General features: G+C 71.0%; 8 protein-coding genes and 1 pseudogene. 8 read left to right on the forward strand and 1 reads right to left on the reverse strand.

From position 1 onward, the window contains the following. Positions 1 to 121: 121 nt before the first annotated feature. The 7 genes from ACWIHY_RS25590 (at position 122) to exaC (ending at position 12,925) form a co-directional block, all read left to right on the forward strand. Complete coding sequence (locus tag ACWIHY_RS25590; RefSeq protein ID WP_454378016.1) at positions 122 to 3,100, forward strand: SNF2-related protein; 2,979 nt, start codon at positions 122 to 124, stop codon at positions 3,098 to 3,100. Beyond that, positions 3,097 to 4,410 (forward strand): SWIM zinc finger family protein, encoded by a 1,314-nt coding sequence (locus ACWIHY_RS25595; protein ID WP_454378017.1) that lies wholly within the window; start codon positions 3,097 to 3,099, stop codon positions 4,408 to 4,410. Before ACWIHY_RS25590 ends, ACWIHY_RS25595 begins: the two co-directional genes overlap by 4 nt. 653 nt (positions 4,411 to 5,063) lie before the next feature. Beyond that, complete coding sequence (locus ACWIHY_RS25600; protein ID WP_454378018.1) at positions 5,064 to 6,314, forward strand: GAF domain-containing protein; 1,251 nt, start codon at positions 5,064 to 5,066, stop codon at positions 6,312 to 6,314. Positions 6,315 to 6,602: 288 nt separating this feature from the next. Continuing rightward, positions 6,603 to 8,072: an aldehyde dehydrogenase family protein gene (locus ACWIHY_RS25605; protein WP_454378019.1), complete on the forward strand. Its 1,470-nt coding sequence runs from the start codon at positions 6,603 to 6,605 to the stop codon at positions 8,070 to 8,072. Next, complete coding sequence (locus tag ACWIHY_RS25610) at positions 8,069 to 9,664, forward strand: APC family permease (RefSeq protein WP_454378020.1); 1,596 nt, start codon at positions 8,069 to 8,071, stop codon at positions 9,662 to 9,664. Before ACWIHY_RS25605 ends, ACWIHY_RS25610 begins: the two co-directional genes overlap by 4 nt. A gap of 31 nt (positions 9,665 to 9,695) precedes the next feature. Continuing rightward, the gene (locus tag ACWIHY_RS25615; RefSeq protein WP_454378021.1) at positions 9,696 to 11,288 is read left to right on the forward strand and encodes a GMC family oxidoreductase; all 1,593 of its coding nucleotides are present in this window, start codon (positions 9,696 to 9,698) and stop codon (positions 11,286 to 11,288) included. Between the two features lie 113 nt (positions 11,289 to 11,401). Continuing rightward, positions 11,402 to 12,925, forward strand: a complete 1,524-nt coding sequence (gene exaC / locus ACWIHY_RS25620; protein ID WP_454378022.1) for an acetaldehyde dehydrogenase ExaC — start codon at positions 11,402 to 11,404, stop codon at positions 12,923 to 12,925. A gap of 148 nt (positions 12,926 to 13,073) precedes the next feature. Here exaC and ACWIHY_RS25625 read toward each other — a convergent pair. After that, positions 13,074 to 13,518, reverse strand: a pseudogene (locus ACWIHY_RS25625) (IS701 family transposase); the annotation flags it as partial. Positions 13,519 to 14,028: 510 nt separating this feature from the next. Here ACWIHY_RS25625 and ACWIHY_RS25630 point away from each other — a divergent pair. Then, positions 14,029 to 15,219: an acetyl-CoA C-acyltransferase gene (locus ACWIHY_RS25630; RefSeq protein WP_454378023.1), complete on the forward strand. Its 1,191-nt coding sequence runs from the start codon at positions 14,029 to 14,031 to the stop codon at positions 15,217 to 15,219. Positions 15,220 to 15,249 lie beyond the last annotated feature (30 nt).

Below are 15,249 nucleotides of genomic sequence, written 5' to 3' on the forward strand. Positions count from 1 at the left end.
GGTTTCGGTGGTGCCTCCCCCAGGTCGCCACGGTGGGGCTGGGTGCACCTCCGCTGCCGGATGCTGTACCCTCGGCGACTTCGAACGCCAAGTAGTCAAATTTGAGGAATTCGGCATCGCTGTGCACCGGCCTCTTGCTGCAACGCTCTCCGAGATCTCCGAACTCACCCAGTGCTCCGCTGCCTTCCTGCCTGCTGATCCGGCACGCACCGGCTCGGTGGCCTTCTGGCGTACCGACGGAAACGGGCCCCCCTTTGCTCCTGGCACGGTCGAGGAGCTGACCGTCGTCACGGACGGCGCCACGGCGCACACCGTGCGGGCCGCTGTGCTGCCGGTACGGGACGCGCTGCCGGTCCTGACCAGGGCGCGTGCGTCCGCGGACGCCGACCCCGCCGGCGCCTTCTGGGGCGCCGCCGCGCTCGTCGCGCTGCAGCTCGCCGCTCGCGGGCTGCTCCTGCCGGGCTTGAGCGCAACCGATCACGACGCCTGGCGGGCCGGACCGCTCACCGCCGAGGACCAGGAACGCGTACGCGCTCTGGCGGCCTCGATGCCGCCCGGCGCGCACGCCGTACCCCTCGATGCCACGGAACGGCCGCTGAGGCTGCCCGCTCCCGAGCGGCTCCTGCGCTCGTTCCTCGACGCGGTCGCGGACGGGCTGCCCCGTACGCCCGCCGCCAAGTCGGCAGTCTCCGGGGCCGCGTACGCCGCCGTCGAGCCGCAGCGGCTTCCCGAGCAGCGCGCCTGGGCCGCGGACCTCGCCGCCGGGCACGACGCGGGCGTACGGATCTCTCTGAGGGTCGAGCTGTCCGGACTCGCGGCGGCCCGCGCGGAAGCGGACACGGACGCGTACGGGGACGGGGACGGGGACGGGTACGGGGACGCTGAACACGAGAACGGCCGCAGGAACGGTTCTGAGGACGGCTCAGGTCCCGCGTTCCGGGTCGTTCTCCAGATGCACGGCGTCAGCGACCCTTCGCTGGTCGCGGACGCCGCCGACGTGTGGGCCGGCGCAGGGCCCACCGGTTCGGCGTTCGGGCCGCGCGCCCGCATGGACGCGTTGCTGGCCCTGCGCCGCGCAGCCCGTGCGTGGCCGCCGCTCGCCCCACTTCTGTCGGCGGCCGTTCCGGACGCTGTCGAGCCGGCGGACGAGGAGATCACCGAACTCCTCGGCGAGGCCGCGCGGGCGCTCGCCGCCTCCGGGGTCCAGGTGCACTGGCCGAGGGAACTGGCCCGCGCACTGACGGCGCGCGCCGTCGTGGGACCGCCGGACGAGGGCGCCGACCCGTGGAATCCCGAAAGCCGGGTGAATCCGGGGACGGCACAGTCCGGCATTCCGTCCTTCCTCTCGCCGGACGCACTGCTCGCCTTCAACTGGCGGTTCGCGCTGGGCGGTCAGCAGCTGTCCCGGGAGGAGCTCGACCGGCTCGCGGAGGCCACCCGGCCGATTGTGCGCCTGCGCGACCGGTGGGTCCTCGTCGACCCCGACGAGGCCCGTCACGCGCGGGAGACCCGGGACCGCCAGGTCACCCCCGTCGAAGCGCTCAGTGCCGCGCTGGCGGGCCGCGCGGAGCTGGACGGGCGGCAGGTCGACGTACAGGCAACGGGGTGGCTGGCGCGGTTGCGGGAGCGGATCGCCGATCCGGAGGGCGCTGGGCACGTGGCGGTTCCCCAGCCCGCCGCGCTCGCCGCGACCTTGCGCGACTACCAGTTGCGCGGACTGAACTGGCTGCACCACATGACGTCCCTGGGGCTCGGCGGCTGTCTCGCCGACGACATGGGCCTCGGCAAGACCATCACCCTCATCGCCCTCCATCTGCACCGGCAGACGGACGAGCGGACCGCCGGTCCCACCCTGGTCGTCTGTCCCACATCCCTGATCGGCAACTGGCAGCGCGAAATCGAGAAGTTCGCCCCCGGAACCCCGGTACGCCGGTTCCACGGCGCCTCGCGCAATCTGGACGCCCTGGCCGACGGGGAGTTCGTCCTCACGACGTACGGCACGATGCGGCTCGACGCCGGGCGGCTTCGCGGTCCGAAGCCCTGGGGCATGGTCGTCGTCGACGAGGCGCAGCACGTCAAGAACCCCTACTCGGCGACCGCCAGGCAGCTGCGCACCATCGACGCCCACGCGCGCGTGGCGCTCACCGGCACACCGGTGGAGAACAACCTCTCCGAGCTGTGGGCCATCCTCGACTGGACCACGCCCGGGCTGCTCGGCCGGCTGGGAACGTTCCGCAGGCACTACGCGCAGTCGGTCGAGGGCGGCAACGACCCTGCCGCCGCCGAGCGTCTCTCCAGGCTGGTACGCCCGTTCCTGCTGCGGCGCCGGAAGTCCGACCCCGGGATCGCTCCGGAGCTGCCGCCGAAGACGGAGACCGACCACCCCGTATCACTCACGGCGGTACAGGCCGGCCTGTACGAGGCGGTGGTGCGCGAGACGCTCACCGAGATCTCGGGGGCCGAAGGCTTCGCCCGGCGCGGGCTTGTGGTGAAGCTGCTCACCGCGCTGAAGCAGATCTGCAATCACCCTGCGCAGTACACGAAGGAGCAACGGCCCACGATCGCCGGCCGGTCCGGGAAGCTGGACCTGCTGGACGAGCTGCTCGACACCATCCTGGCCGAGGACGCGAGCGTTCTGGTGTTCACGCAGTACGTGCAAATGGCGCGGCTGCTGGAGCGGCATCTCGCGGCGCGCGGCGCGCGCACCCAGTTCCTGCACGGCGGTACGCCGGTGCCGGAGCGCGAGGCGATGGTGCGGCGGTTCCAGGACGGTGAAGTGCCGGTCTTCCTGCTGTCGTTGAAGGCGGCGGGCACGGGGCTCAACCTCACCAGGGCCGCCCACGTCGTGCACTACGACCGCTGGTGGAACCCGGCGGTCGAGGCGCAGGCCACGGACCGCGCCTACCGCATCGGTCAGACCCAGCCCGTTCAGGTGCACCGGCTGATCGCCGAGGGGACCATCGAGGACCGGATCGCGGGAATGCTGGCGCGCAAGAAGGAGCTGGCGGACGCCGTTCTCGGGAACGGCGAGTCCGCGCTGACGGAACTGACCGACGCCGAACTGGCGGATCTGGTGGAGCTGCGAGGGGGCACCCGATGAGCGACCGGGACGGCGCACGAGAACAGCGGCAGACGGAGCGCACCTTCGACGCCCTGCCTCCCGCGCGGGGGCGCAGTTTCGCGCAGACATGGTGGGGCCGGGCGTGGATGAAGGCTCTGGAGGACACCGCGCTCGACGGCGAACAGCTCAGAAAGGGCCGCAGGTACGCGCGCGAGGGGGCGGTCGGCGCCGTGTCGGTACGCCCCGGACGGATCACGGCGGTCGTACGGGACAAGGACGGTTCGGCGTACCGCGGTGATGTGCTGTTGCAGCGGCTGAGCGACGACGACTGGGACCGCTTCCTCGACATGGCGGTCGAACGGGCCGGTCACATCGCGGCGCTCCTGGACCGGGAGATGCCGCCCCATCTGGTGGAGGACGCGACAGCGGCCGGAGTGGAGCTTCTGCCGGGCATCGGTGACCTGGAACCGGAGTGCTCCTGCGACGCGTGGGACCACTGCCCGCACACCGCCGCGCTCTGTTACCAGGTGGCGCGTCTCCTGGACCAGGACCCCTTCGTCCTGCTCCTGATGCGCGGACGCGGCGAGCGGGACCTGCTCGACGAGTTGCAGATACGGAGCGCGGCCCTGGCCGCGCCGCGGCGGCCCCCGGGCGCACACGCCTGCGAGGACGCGCCGGAAGACGCGGAAGGTGTGCGGGCCGACGAGGCCTTCGCGGCAGTGGCACGCGACCTGCTGCCGCCCCTGCCCGCTCCCCCGCCGCTCCCGGCGGATCCGGGCCGGCCTCCCGCCCTCGACACGGAGACGCCGCCCGCGCCCGGGGTGGATGTCGCTGCGCTGGAGTTCCTGGCGTCGGACGCGGCCGGGCGTGCGCATCGCCTCCTCGCCGCAGCCCTGACTGCCGGGCACGAACGGCAGCCGGTGGAAGCCGAACTGACTGCGGAGCAGGACGCGGTACGGCTGGCCGCCGGTGGGCCGGGACCGCAGATCACCGCACGACTCGCGTCGGGCTCCGGACGGCAGCGGGCCGACCTCGCCCTGGCCGTACGTGCGTGGCAGTACGGGGGGCGTGCCGCGCTCGCCGTACTGGAGGAGGAGTGGTCGCCGGAGCCGGAGGCGCTCGCCCGTGCCCGTACGCGACTGGCGGAGGCGTGGGAGGAGGGAGAGCGTCCGCAGCTGCGCGCCCGGTCCAACCGGTGGACTGTCGTCGGCGCGGATGTCCAGCTGCGGTGGGGTCGCGACGGACGCTGGTGGCCGTACCGCAAGGAGCGGGGGCGGTGGGCGCCTGCCGGTCCGGCCGACCAGGATCCGGCGGCGGCGCTCACCGCCGTACTGCTGAGCGAGAACTGACAGGCGGCTGGGCTGCGGCTGACGCCGGCAGGACGCATGGTGGCCGGGCGACGCGCCGTCGAAGTCGAAGCAGTCACGTGCCTTCATCATGAAGAACGGCAGCTCGTCACCGCTGGGCGTGGGAAGTGCCGACGCCAGTGACGGGAGTGCGGTGGGCACCTCGACCGGCAGGCTCAACGAGGGCGTCGGATCGGCGGTCCGGGTGGCGTCGGCCCCGGACCCCGCTGTCGTACTCACTGCGGCGTTGGGGGACTTGACGTCCGGCGGATCGTCGTCACCGCCGGCCACTGCCACGGCCACCGCGGCGACAGCCGCCAACGCCACGACGACGGCCACCAGTACGGACAGCCACCGGCGCCCGGGCGGCCCCGACGGGGGTGGTGGCGGCACCTGTGGGGGCGGTTGCTGCCACCCGTAGCCGCCCGACGGCGTACCGAAGCCCACACCGGAGGGCGGGAGCGGCGGTACGGGCGGCGTGGCCATACCGTCCAGAGGCGACCCGGACGTGTCATGTCACGACCCCGTGCGGTACTTGCGTCGACCACTTCCTGCCTCCCGGGCACTCCCTACGGCAGTGGCCGCGCAGCACTCAGCCGTTGGGCGCGTGCTTGCCGGGGCACCCTGCCTCCGTCACGATGGCCCGGGAGGCCGAAGTGACCGATGCATGGGTGGCCCTGGACGTCGGCGCCGATCCTGGCCGACGGATCGGTGAACTGCGCCGGGCGCACGAGGTGTTCACCACGGCGGGGCGGCTGGAGCGGCGCGTACGGCCCGTGGTGGGCGAGTCCTGGCGGCGTTCCGCACGGGCCCGGGTCAGTCCCGAGACAACGGCCTGTGTGGAGCTGTCCGACAGCGACCTGGGCGCGTACCGGGACGAGCATCCGCTCGCCCGGGTGATGCCCCTGTTCCGTGAACTGATCGGCACTTTCGCCAGCGACGGGGAGCACCTGCTCGCGGTGTGCGACGCGCAGAGCCGACTGCTGTGGGTCGAGGGGCATCCGAGGACCAGACGGCGTGCCGGGCGCCTGAACTTCGTACCGGGCGCCCGCTGGGCCGAGTCCGCCATGGGCACGAACGCACCGGGTACGGCCGTGGCCCTCGACCGGCCCGTACAGGTCTTCGCCGCCGAGCACTTCAGCAGACCCGTGCAGCCGTGGACCTGTGCCGCGGCTCCCGTGCACGATCCGCACACCGGGCGGATCCTGGGAGCCGTCGACATCACCGGCGGGGACGGGCTCGCGCATCCGCACAGTCTGGCGTTCGTCCAGGCGGTCGCGTGCGCCGCCGAGTCGCGGCTCGCGCTCCTCGCGCCACCCTCGCGCACTCCCCCCAGGCTCGGGGCTCTGGGCCGGGACGAGGCCCTTCTCGTCGTGGAGGGCCGCAAAGTACGTCTCAGCCGCCGCCACAGCGAGATCCTCGTCGTACTCGCCCGTCACCCGGAGGGCCTCTCCGGCGACGAGCTCCTCATCGCCCTGTACGAGGACGAGTCGGTCACCCCTGTCACCCTGCGCGCCGAGCTGTCCCGGCTCCGCCGTCTGCTCGGCCCCTCGCTGCTCCTCTCCCGCCCGTACCGGCTCGCCACTCCCGTCGAGGCGGACTTCGACACCGTCGGCAGACGCCTGGCGTCCGGCGCGACGACTGCCGCCATGAGCGGGTACGCCGGACCGCTGTTGCCCGCCTCCCGCGCCCCCGAGGTGGTACGCCTGCGCAGGCGGCTGGAGGACCAGCTGCGGGACGCGCTGATCGCCCGCGCGGATCCCGGGCTGCTCACCGACTGGGCGTACAGCCCCTGGGGCCAGGACGACCTGCCCGTCTGGCGGGCGCTAGCGTCCGTACTGCCGGCGCCGCAGCGTCCGGCGGCGCTCACGCGCGTACGCGAGATCGACGCCTGGCAGGGTGCTTGACCGACCGCGGTGCAGGGAGCGTGACCGACCCCGGTTCAGGGTGGTGAACCGACCCCCGCAGCGTGGTGCCACCGGATTCCTGCACGTGCTCGGCCGGACCCCTGCGAGGCGCTCGACGGGCCCTCGGCCCGGTGAGCCGTTCCGCCGTATGACGGCTCCCGCACTGCGAACCCGGCCGCGCCTCCTTAGTGTCGTACCCGGAGCGCTGTCGGTCGGTGAAGCACCGCGTGGCGTGACTCGACGGGGTGCCACTCGGGTGCCCGACCGTCCGAACCCGGAGGAGCCCCCATGCCGGAGCTGTTCATCGGTGGCAAGTGGACCGCCGCCGTCGACGGGCAGGTTCGCGAGATCCGCTGCCCCGCCGACGGCGCCCTGGTGGCGACCGTCGACGAAGCGGGCCCCAAGGACGTCTCGGCCGCGATCGCGGCAGCCCGTGACGCCTTCGACCGCGGCCCCTGGCCGACAGCCCCGGCCGACGAGCGCGGGCAACTGCTGCTGCGCGTCGCCGAACTGCTGGAGCGCGACAAGGCCGCGTTCGCGCGGGCCGAATCCCTGGACACCGGGAAGCGGCTCGTGGAGAGCGAGTACGACATGGACGACATCGCGCACTGTTTCCGCTACTTCGGCAACCTCACGGCCTCCGGCGGCGCCGACCGGATCGTCGACACGGGCAACACGGACGTGGACAGCAGAGTGGTGCACGAACCGGTCGGAGTGTGCGCGCTGATCACCCCGTGGAACTATCCGCTCCTGCAGACCGCGTGGAAGGTCGCTCCGGCGATCGGGGCGGGCAACACCTTCGTGCTCAAACCCAGTGAGCTGACCCCGCACACCGCCATCATGCTGATGAAGCTGCTGGCCGAGGCCGGGCTGCCGGACGGAGTAGCCAACCTTGTGCTCGGCGCGGGTCCGACCGCGGGCGCGCCCCTGAGTGAGGACCCGCGTGTCGACATGGTGTCGTTCACCGGCGGGCTCGTCACCGGACGCCGCATCATGACGGCCGCCGCCCCGACGGTGAAGAAAGTCGCCCTGGAGCTGGGCGGCAAGAACCCCAACATCGTCTTCGCCGACGCCGACTTCGAGGCCGCCGTCGACTACGCCCTGATGGCCATCTTCCTGCACTCCGGCCAGGTCTGTTCGGCCGGTGCGCGGCTGCTGGTCCAGAACGAACTGCATGACGCTTTCGTCGACGAGCTGGTGAAGCGCGCGCGGGCGATCCCGATCGGTGGTCCCTTCGACGAGAACGCCCGTACGGGACCACTCATCTCCGCCGCCCACCGCGAGAAGGTCGAGGCGTACGTGGCGGCCGGGCTGGCCGAGGGCGCGGTACTGCGCTGCGGCGGCGCCCGCCCCGACGACCCGGCCCTCCAGGACGGCTTCTACTACCTGCCGACCGTGCTGGACGACTGCACCCCGGGCATGTCGGTGGTGCGCGACGAGTCGTTCGGCCCGGTGCTCACCGTCGAACGGTTCCGCGACGAGGCCGAGGCCGTCGCGCTCGCCAACGACACCGTGTACGGGCTGACCGGCGCGGTCTGGACCGAGGATGTGGCGCGCGGGCAGCGGGTGGCGTCCCGGGTGCGGGCCGGGACCGTATGGATCAATGACTTCCACCCGTACGTGCCCCAGGCCGAATGGGGCGGAATGAAGCAGTCCGGCTTCGGCCGGGAACTGGGCCCGGCCGGACTGGCCGAGTACCAGGAGGCCAAACACGTCTGGCGCAATCTGGCGCCCAGCCCGCTGAGGTGGTTCGAATGAGCGCTGACACCACTGGCAGGGGACCGGAGGACCCGGATCCCGAGGTTCCGTCCCGGACTCAGACCGAGCAGGACGACGACGCCCTGGGGGAGCTCGGCTACCGCCCGGAGCTCAAGCGCACCCTCGGCAACTTTCACACCTTCGCCGCAGGGATCAGTTACATCTCGATCCTGACCGGCACCTTCCAGCTGTTCTACTTCGGCGTCAGCTTCGGCGGCCCCGCCTACTGGTGGTCCTGGCCGATGGTGTTCACCGGTCAGCTGATGGTGGCCCTCTGCTTCTGCGAGCTGGCCGCCCGCTATCCGGTCGCCGGCTCCGTCTACAACTGGGCGAAGACCATGGGCGGCCCGCACGTCGGCTGGCTCGGCGGCTGGATGATGATGACGGCCACCATGGTGACCCTCTCGGCCGTGGCGCTCGCCTACCAGATCACGCTGCCGCAGATCGACAGCTGGTTCCAGTTCGTGGGCGACGGCAGCGGCAAGAACGACGCGGCCGCCAACGCCGTCCTCCTGGGGACGGTGCTCATCCTCTTCTCCACCGTCGTCAACGCCTTCGGTGTCCAGCTCATGGCCCGGATCAACTCGGCCGGCGTATTCATCGAACTGATCGCCGCCGTCGCCCTGATCGTCTTCCTCGCCGCGCACATCACCCGCGGCCCCAGCACCGTCCTGACGGAGACGTACGGACTCAGCACCGGAAGCCTCGGCTACTTCGGCGCCTTCCTGACCGCCTCACTGGCCTCCGCGTACGTCATGTACGGGTTCGACACGGCGTCCTCGCTCGGCGAGGAGTCCCACAACCCGAGCCGCAACGCGCCGCGCGCGATCCTCCGGGCCCTCGTCGCCTCGTTCCTCATCGGCGGGCTGATCCTGCTCTTCGCCCTGATGTCCGTACCCGACCTGGAGGCGGAGGAGCTGTCCACGGGCGGTCTGCAGTACGTCGTCCTGGAGACCCTCGGCTCGACCATCGGCGAGATCTTCCTGTGGTGCGTCGTCATCGCCATCACGGTCTGCGTGCTGGCTGTGCATGCCGCGGGCATCCGGCTGATGTTCGCCATGGCGCGGGACAACAACCTGCCGGCCGGCTCGGTCCTCGCCCGCGTGAGTCCCCGCTTCCGGACGCCCGTCGTCCCCGCCGTCCTGATCGGCGTCGTCGGTGTCGTCATCCTGGTCATCAACATCAACCAGCCGCAGATCTTCTCGGTGATCACGAGCATCGCGATCATCATGATCTACCTGGCCTATCTGCTGGTCACCACGCCCATGCTGATCAAGCGCCTGCGTGGCGAATGGCACCCTGCCGAAGGCGGCTTCACGCTCGGCAGGTTCGGGCTGCCGGTCAACATCGTCGCCGTGCTGTGGGGCGCCGCGATGTCGATCAACCTCGCGTGGCCGCGCGCCGAGGTGTACAACGCGACGGGACCGCAGCACTGGTACCTGCGGTGGGGCGCCTTCCTCTTCATCGGCATCGTCGCACTCGGCGGCTTCGCCTACTACTGGTTCGTTCAGCGCCACAAGACCGGCGTACTGGACGAGCACCGCTTCGAGGGCCTGGACGCGTCGCCACCGCCCCCGTCCTCCGCCCCCTGACCCGAACCGAACCTGTACGCCTGGAGAAGCGATGCGCGCAGACAGCCCCTTGGCCTCGTACGACTACGTCGTGGTCGGAGGCGGTACAGCCGGCGCCGTCGTCGCCGCGCGGCTGACCGAGGACCCGGACGTCACCGTCTGCGTCGTGGAGGCCGGGCCTTCCGACGTCGGCGACGACAGCATCCTGCGGCTCGACCGGTGGATGGCCCTGCTCGAGTCCGGTTACGACTGGGACTACCCGGTGGAGCCGCAGGAGAACGGCAACAGCTTCATGCGGCACGCCCGTGCGAAGGTGCTCGGCGGGTGTTCCTCGCACAACTCCTGCATCGCGTTCTGGGCACCGGCCGAGGACCTCGACGAGTGGGGCGCGCTGGGCTGTGCGGGCTGGAGCGCCGCGGACTGCTTCCCCCTCTACCGGCGCCTGGAGACCAACGACGCGCCCGGCGACCACCACGGCCGCTCGGGCCCGGTGACGATCCGCACCGTCCCGCCCAAGGACCCGTGCGGCGCGGCGCTGCTGGAAGCGTGTGCGGCGGCCGGCATTCCCACCACGCCGTTCAACACGGGTACCACGGTCGTGCGCGGCGCCCACTGGTTCCAGATCAACTCCCGTCCTGACGGAACCCGTTCGTCCGCGTCGGTCTCGTACCTCCATCCCATCCTCGGCAAGCGGCCGAATCTGGAGGTACGGACCGGACTGCAGGCCAAGCGGCTCCTGTTCGACGACGACGGTGACGGAGCGGAACGCGGCGCCACCGGCCGACGCTGTACGGGCGTCGAGTACCTGGAACCCGACACCATCCACACCGGGGCGGTCGCGGCCCGGCGCGAGGTGATCGTGGCCTGCGGCGCCATCGACTCGCCGAAGCTGCTGATGCTGTCGGGGATCGGTCCGGCCGGGCATCTGCGCGAGTGCGGCGTGGAGGTACGGGTGGACTCCCCCGGTGTCGGCTCCAACCTGCAGGACCACCCCGAGGGTCTGATCATGTGGGAGGCGAAGCAGCCCATGGTCTCGTCCTCCACCCAGTGGTGGGAGATCGGTATCTTCGCGGACACCGAAACCGGCCTGGACCGGCCGGACCTGATGTTCCATTACGGGTCGGTGCCGTTCGACCTGAACACCTACCGGCGCGGCTATCCCACGACGGACAACGCCTTCTGTCTCACGCCGAACGTCACTCGCGCGCGTTCGACGGGTACGGTCCGGCTGCGCACCCGCGACTACCGGGACAAGCCGAGGGTCGACCCGCGCTACTTCACGCACGAGCACGACATCCGCGTGATGACGTACGGGCTGCGGCTCGCGCGCGAGATCGCCGCGCAGGCCCCGCTGGCCGACTGGGCGGGCGCCGAGCTCGCCCCCGGCCCGGCCGCCACGACCGACGAGGAGCTGTTCGCGTACATCCGCGAGACGCACAACACCGTCTACCACCCGGCGGGCACCGTGCGGATGGGGGCGGCGGACGACGCCGGTTCGCCGCTCGATCCGCAACTGCGGGTCAAGGGCGTCACGGGGCTGCGGGTGGCCGACGCCTCGGTGATGCCGTTCCTGCCGGCGGTCAACCCGTGCATCACGACAATGATGATCGGCGAGAAGTGCGCCGACATGCTCAAGGCGACCTGAACCGCCGGGCGCCCGCGGTCTGTCCCGCTGCCGCAACCCGGTCGCAACGTACGGCCTCCTAGCCTCGCGCCGAGTGCCGCCCGACGGCGGCGGCGCCAGAGGAGGCCTCCGCGATGACCCGATACTCCGAGCCCGGCAGCGACGGCGCGATCGTCTCGTACCAGTCCCGTTACGACCACTGGATCGGCGGCGAGTACGTCGCGCCCGCCCGCGGCCAGTACTTCGAGAACCCGAGCCCCGTGAACGGCCGCCCCTTCACCGAGATCGCGCGCGGCACCGCCGAGGACGTCGAACGCGCCCTCGACGCGGCGCACGCCGCCGCCCCCGCGTGGGGGCGGACGGCGGCGGGCGACCGCGCGAACATCCTGCTCAAGATCGCCGACCGTATGGAGGCGCGTCTGGAGGAGCTCGCGGTGGCGGAGAGCTGGGAGAACGGCAAGCCGGTCAGGGAGACCCTGGCGGCCGACATCCCCCTCGCCATCGACCACTTCCGGTACTTCGCGGGCGCGCTCAGGGCCCAGGAGGGTTCGCTCAGCGAGGTGGACGACGACACCGTCGCGTACCACTTCCACGAGCCGCTCGGTGTGGTCGCGCAGATCATTCCGTGGAACTTCCCCATCCTCATGGCGACGTGGAAGCTGGCGCCCGCGCTGGCCGCCGGGAACGCGGTCGTACTGAAGCCGGCCGAGCAGACGCCTGCTTCCATCCACTACTGGATGAGCCTGGTCGCCGATCTGCTGCCACCGGGCGTCGTCAACATCGTGAACGGCTTCGGTGTCGAAGCGGGCAAGCCCCTGGCCTCCAGCCCCCGTGTCGCGAAGATCGCGTTCACGGGTGAGACCACGACAGGGCGGCTGATCATGCAGTACGCCTCCGAGAACATCAAGCCGGTGACCCTGGAGCTGGGCGGCAAGAGCCCGAACATCTTCTTCGACGACGTCTGGAACGCCGACGACGACCTGCGTGACAAGGCACTCGAAGGCTTCACGATGTTCGCGCTCAACCAGGGCGAGGTGTGCACGTGTCCGTCGCGCGCGCTGATCCAGCGCGGCCACTACAGCGAGTTCCTGGAAGCGGCGATCGCCCGTACGGAACAGATCATCACGGGCCATCCGCTGGACACCGGCACAATGGTGGGCGCCCAGGCGTCCAACGACCAGCTCCAGAAGATCCTCTCGTACCTGGACATCGGGCAGCAGGAGGGCGCCAAGGTGCTCACGGGCGGTCAGCAGCTGGAGTACGACGGTGACATGGCCGGGGGGTACTACGTACAGCCGACGATCTTCGAGGGCGACAACCGCATGCGGGTCTTCCAGGAGGAGATCTTCGGACCGGTCGTCGCGGTGACGTCCTTCGCCGGCTTCGACGACGCGATCAGGACGGCGAACGACACGCTGTACGGCCTCGGGGCCGGCGTATGGACACGGGACATCAACACGGCGTACCGCGCGGGCCGGGCGATCCAGGCGGGCCGGGTCTGGACGAACTGCTACCACGCGTACCCGGCCCACGCCGCCTTCGGCGGCTACAAGCAGTCGGGCATCGGACGCGAGAACCACAAGATGATGCTGGAGCACTACCAGCAGACGAAGAACCTGCTCGTCTCGTACTCGCCGAAGAAGCTCGGCTTCTTCTAGAGGCACGAAAGAAGGCGCCTGACCTGGGCGTTGCCCGTCAGGCGCCTTCGGCTCGACCCGCTCGGAGCAGGGCCCGGTTTACGTTGCAACTCTCAGTTCCTCCCACCGCTGTCCCGCTTCTGACCAGCGCTTCCGGACCAGTCACGGATTGGTAGTGGCAGGCCCGAGTCCGGGCTTGATGGCGTCGTCGCCACTCGGACCAGCGGAGCCTGTTCCTGAGCACGTTCGTTGGCGGTGGCCGCGGGGCGAGAAAGGCGTGGGCGAGCATCGCGAGCGTGACCCAGCGATGCGAGGACTTCCACCGCCTGACCTGCTGTTCGTCCAGTCCGGCCAGGCCCTTGCCGGACTGGAGGACCTCCTCGACCGTCCACCCTGCGTCCGGCTACTTTCACGAGAGCGGACAGTGGCACGCGGGCCGCCGAGCAGCAGCGGAAGAAGGCGAGTTGCCCAGTGCGCCGGTTGCGGCGGACGAGCAGGCGGCGGTGGCCGGGCCGTTCGGCGGCGATGGCGGCCAGGGCCCAGTCGCAAGAGCGGTGGCCCTTGTCTCCGGCGCCGGCGGAGAGCTCCTGCCAGGCCCGTTTCGGCAGCTTCTGCAGCCGTCCGGGGATGCGTCCCCCGCATGCTCGGCGAACGTCCAGCAGTTCTTGCGTGCCAGGTCCGACAGCAACCCGAGCACGAACTCCCGTGCCCGGCGCCGTGGTTCCACCCGGGCGAACCGCCCCGCGATGCGGCCCATCACGACCTCGAACATGTCCTGCCAGCGGGCCTCGTTTCGGGTCCTTCTCCGGGACCGTTCACGGTCCAGACCGCAAGCTTCGGCGATCATGTACGTCAACACTGCGATCTCTCAACCAAGAACGGGACACCAGATCAGAGCAGCCACTCCCCCTGAAGATCACCGCTCCGTCACAGCCGCCGGGCGGGACCGGTGGACGGGAGCCGCCGCCGTAGCCGGGCGGCGTGCCGTTCCCGCCGGTGCGGTGCTGGGACGCCTCCCATCGGCTGTGCCGTCGCTCACACGACCGGAGGGCGCATTTCCTCAGCCCAACTCGTGGGTAATGTAGCCGTGTTGTGGTTCACAACTTCTACCCACGGAGGACATCGTGTCCGGATCCGTCATCCTGGCTGGGGCCCGCACCCCCACCGGTCGCCTGCTCGGGGCTCTCAAGGACCTCTCCGGAGCCCAGCTCGGGGGCATCGCGATCAAGGCGGCTCTGGAGAGGGCGGGGGTGGCGCCCGAGCAAGTGGAGTACACGATCATGGGGCAGGTGCTCACCGCGGGCGCCGGCCAGATCCCGGCCCGCCAGGCCGCGGTGGCCGCCGGCATCCCGATGAGCGTCCCGGCGCTGACCGTCAACAAGGTGTGTCTCTCCGGGATCGACTCGATCGCGCTGGCCGACCAGCTGATCAGGGCCGGTGAGTTCGACCTGGTCGTGGCGGGCGGTCAGGAGTCCATGTCGCAGGCTCCGCACGTACTTCCCAAGTCGCGTGCGGGCTTCAAGGCCGGTGACGTACCGCTGATCGACCACATGATCCACGACGGCTTGTTCTGCGCCTTCGACCAGCTGGGCATGGGCGTCTCGACAGAGAAGTACAACAGCCGCTACGCCGGGCTGACCCGGGAGAAGCAGGACGCCTTCGCCGCGGCCTCGCACCAGCGGGCCGCGGCCGCGGCGGCCGCCGGGCGGTTCGCCGAGGAGCTGGCGCCGGTGACGGTCCCGCAGCGCAAGGGGGACCCAGTGGTGTGTGACACCGATGAGGGCGTGCGTCCCGACACCACAACGGAGGCCCTGGCTAAGCTGCGTCCCGTGTACAGCGCCGACGGCACCATCACGGCGGGGACGGCGTCTCAGATCTCCGACGGCGCCGCGGCCGTGGTGGTGGCAAGCAAGGCCAAGGCCGAGGAGCTGGGCCTGCCCTGGATCGCCGAGATCGGCGCCCACGGCGTGGTGGCCGGGCCGGACGCAAGCCTGCACGAGCAGCCGTCGAACGCGATCAAGGCGGCGCTGGCCAAGGCCAAGCTGGAGCCGTCCGACCTGGACCTGGTGGAGATCAACGAGGCGTTCTCCGCCGTCGGCATCGTCTCCACCGAGCAGCTGGGCCTCAGCCCGGACATCGTGAACGTCGACGGCGGAGCCATCGCGCTCGGCCACCCGATCGGCGCCTCCGGCGCCCGGCTCATCGTCCACCTGGCCTATGAGCTGCGCCGCCGCGGCGGCGGTCTCGGCGCGGCAGCGCTGTGCGGCGGCGGCGGACAGGGCGACGCCCTGCTGATCCGCGTGCCGTCCGCCTGACGGCCGGTCGGAGCAGCGCGGCCGGGAGCC

Source organism: Streptomyces sp. NPDC055287 (genome assembly GCF_053646035.1).

Excerpts from the sequence above, each read along its gene's own strand:
- ACWIHY_RS25595 (WP_454378017.1), top strand. The coding sequence starts at position 3,097 with ATGAGCGACCGGGACGGCGCACGAGAACAGCGGCAGACGGAGCGCACC.
- ACWIHY_RS25605 (WP_454378019.1), top strand. The coding sequence starts at position 6,603 with ATGCCGGAGCTGTTCATCGGTGGCAAGTGGACCGCCGCCGTCGACGGG.
- ACWIHY_RS25610 (WP_454378020.1), top strand. The coding sequence starts at position 8,069 with ATGAGCGCTGACACCACTGGCAGGGGACCGGAGGACCCGGATCCCGAG.
- ACWIHY_RS25615 (WP_454378021.1), top strand. The coding sequence starts at position 9,696 with ATGCGCGCAGACAGCCCCTTGGCCTCGTACGACTACGTCGTGGTCGGA.
- exaC (WP_454378022.1), top strand. The coding sequence starts at position 11,402 with ATGACCCGATACTCCGAGCCCGGCAGCGACGGCGCGATCGTCTCGTAC.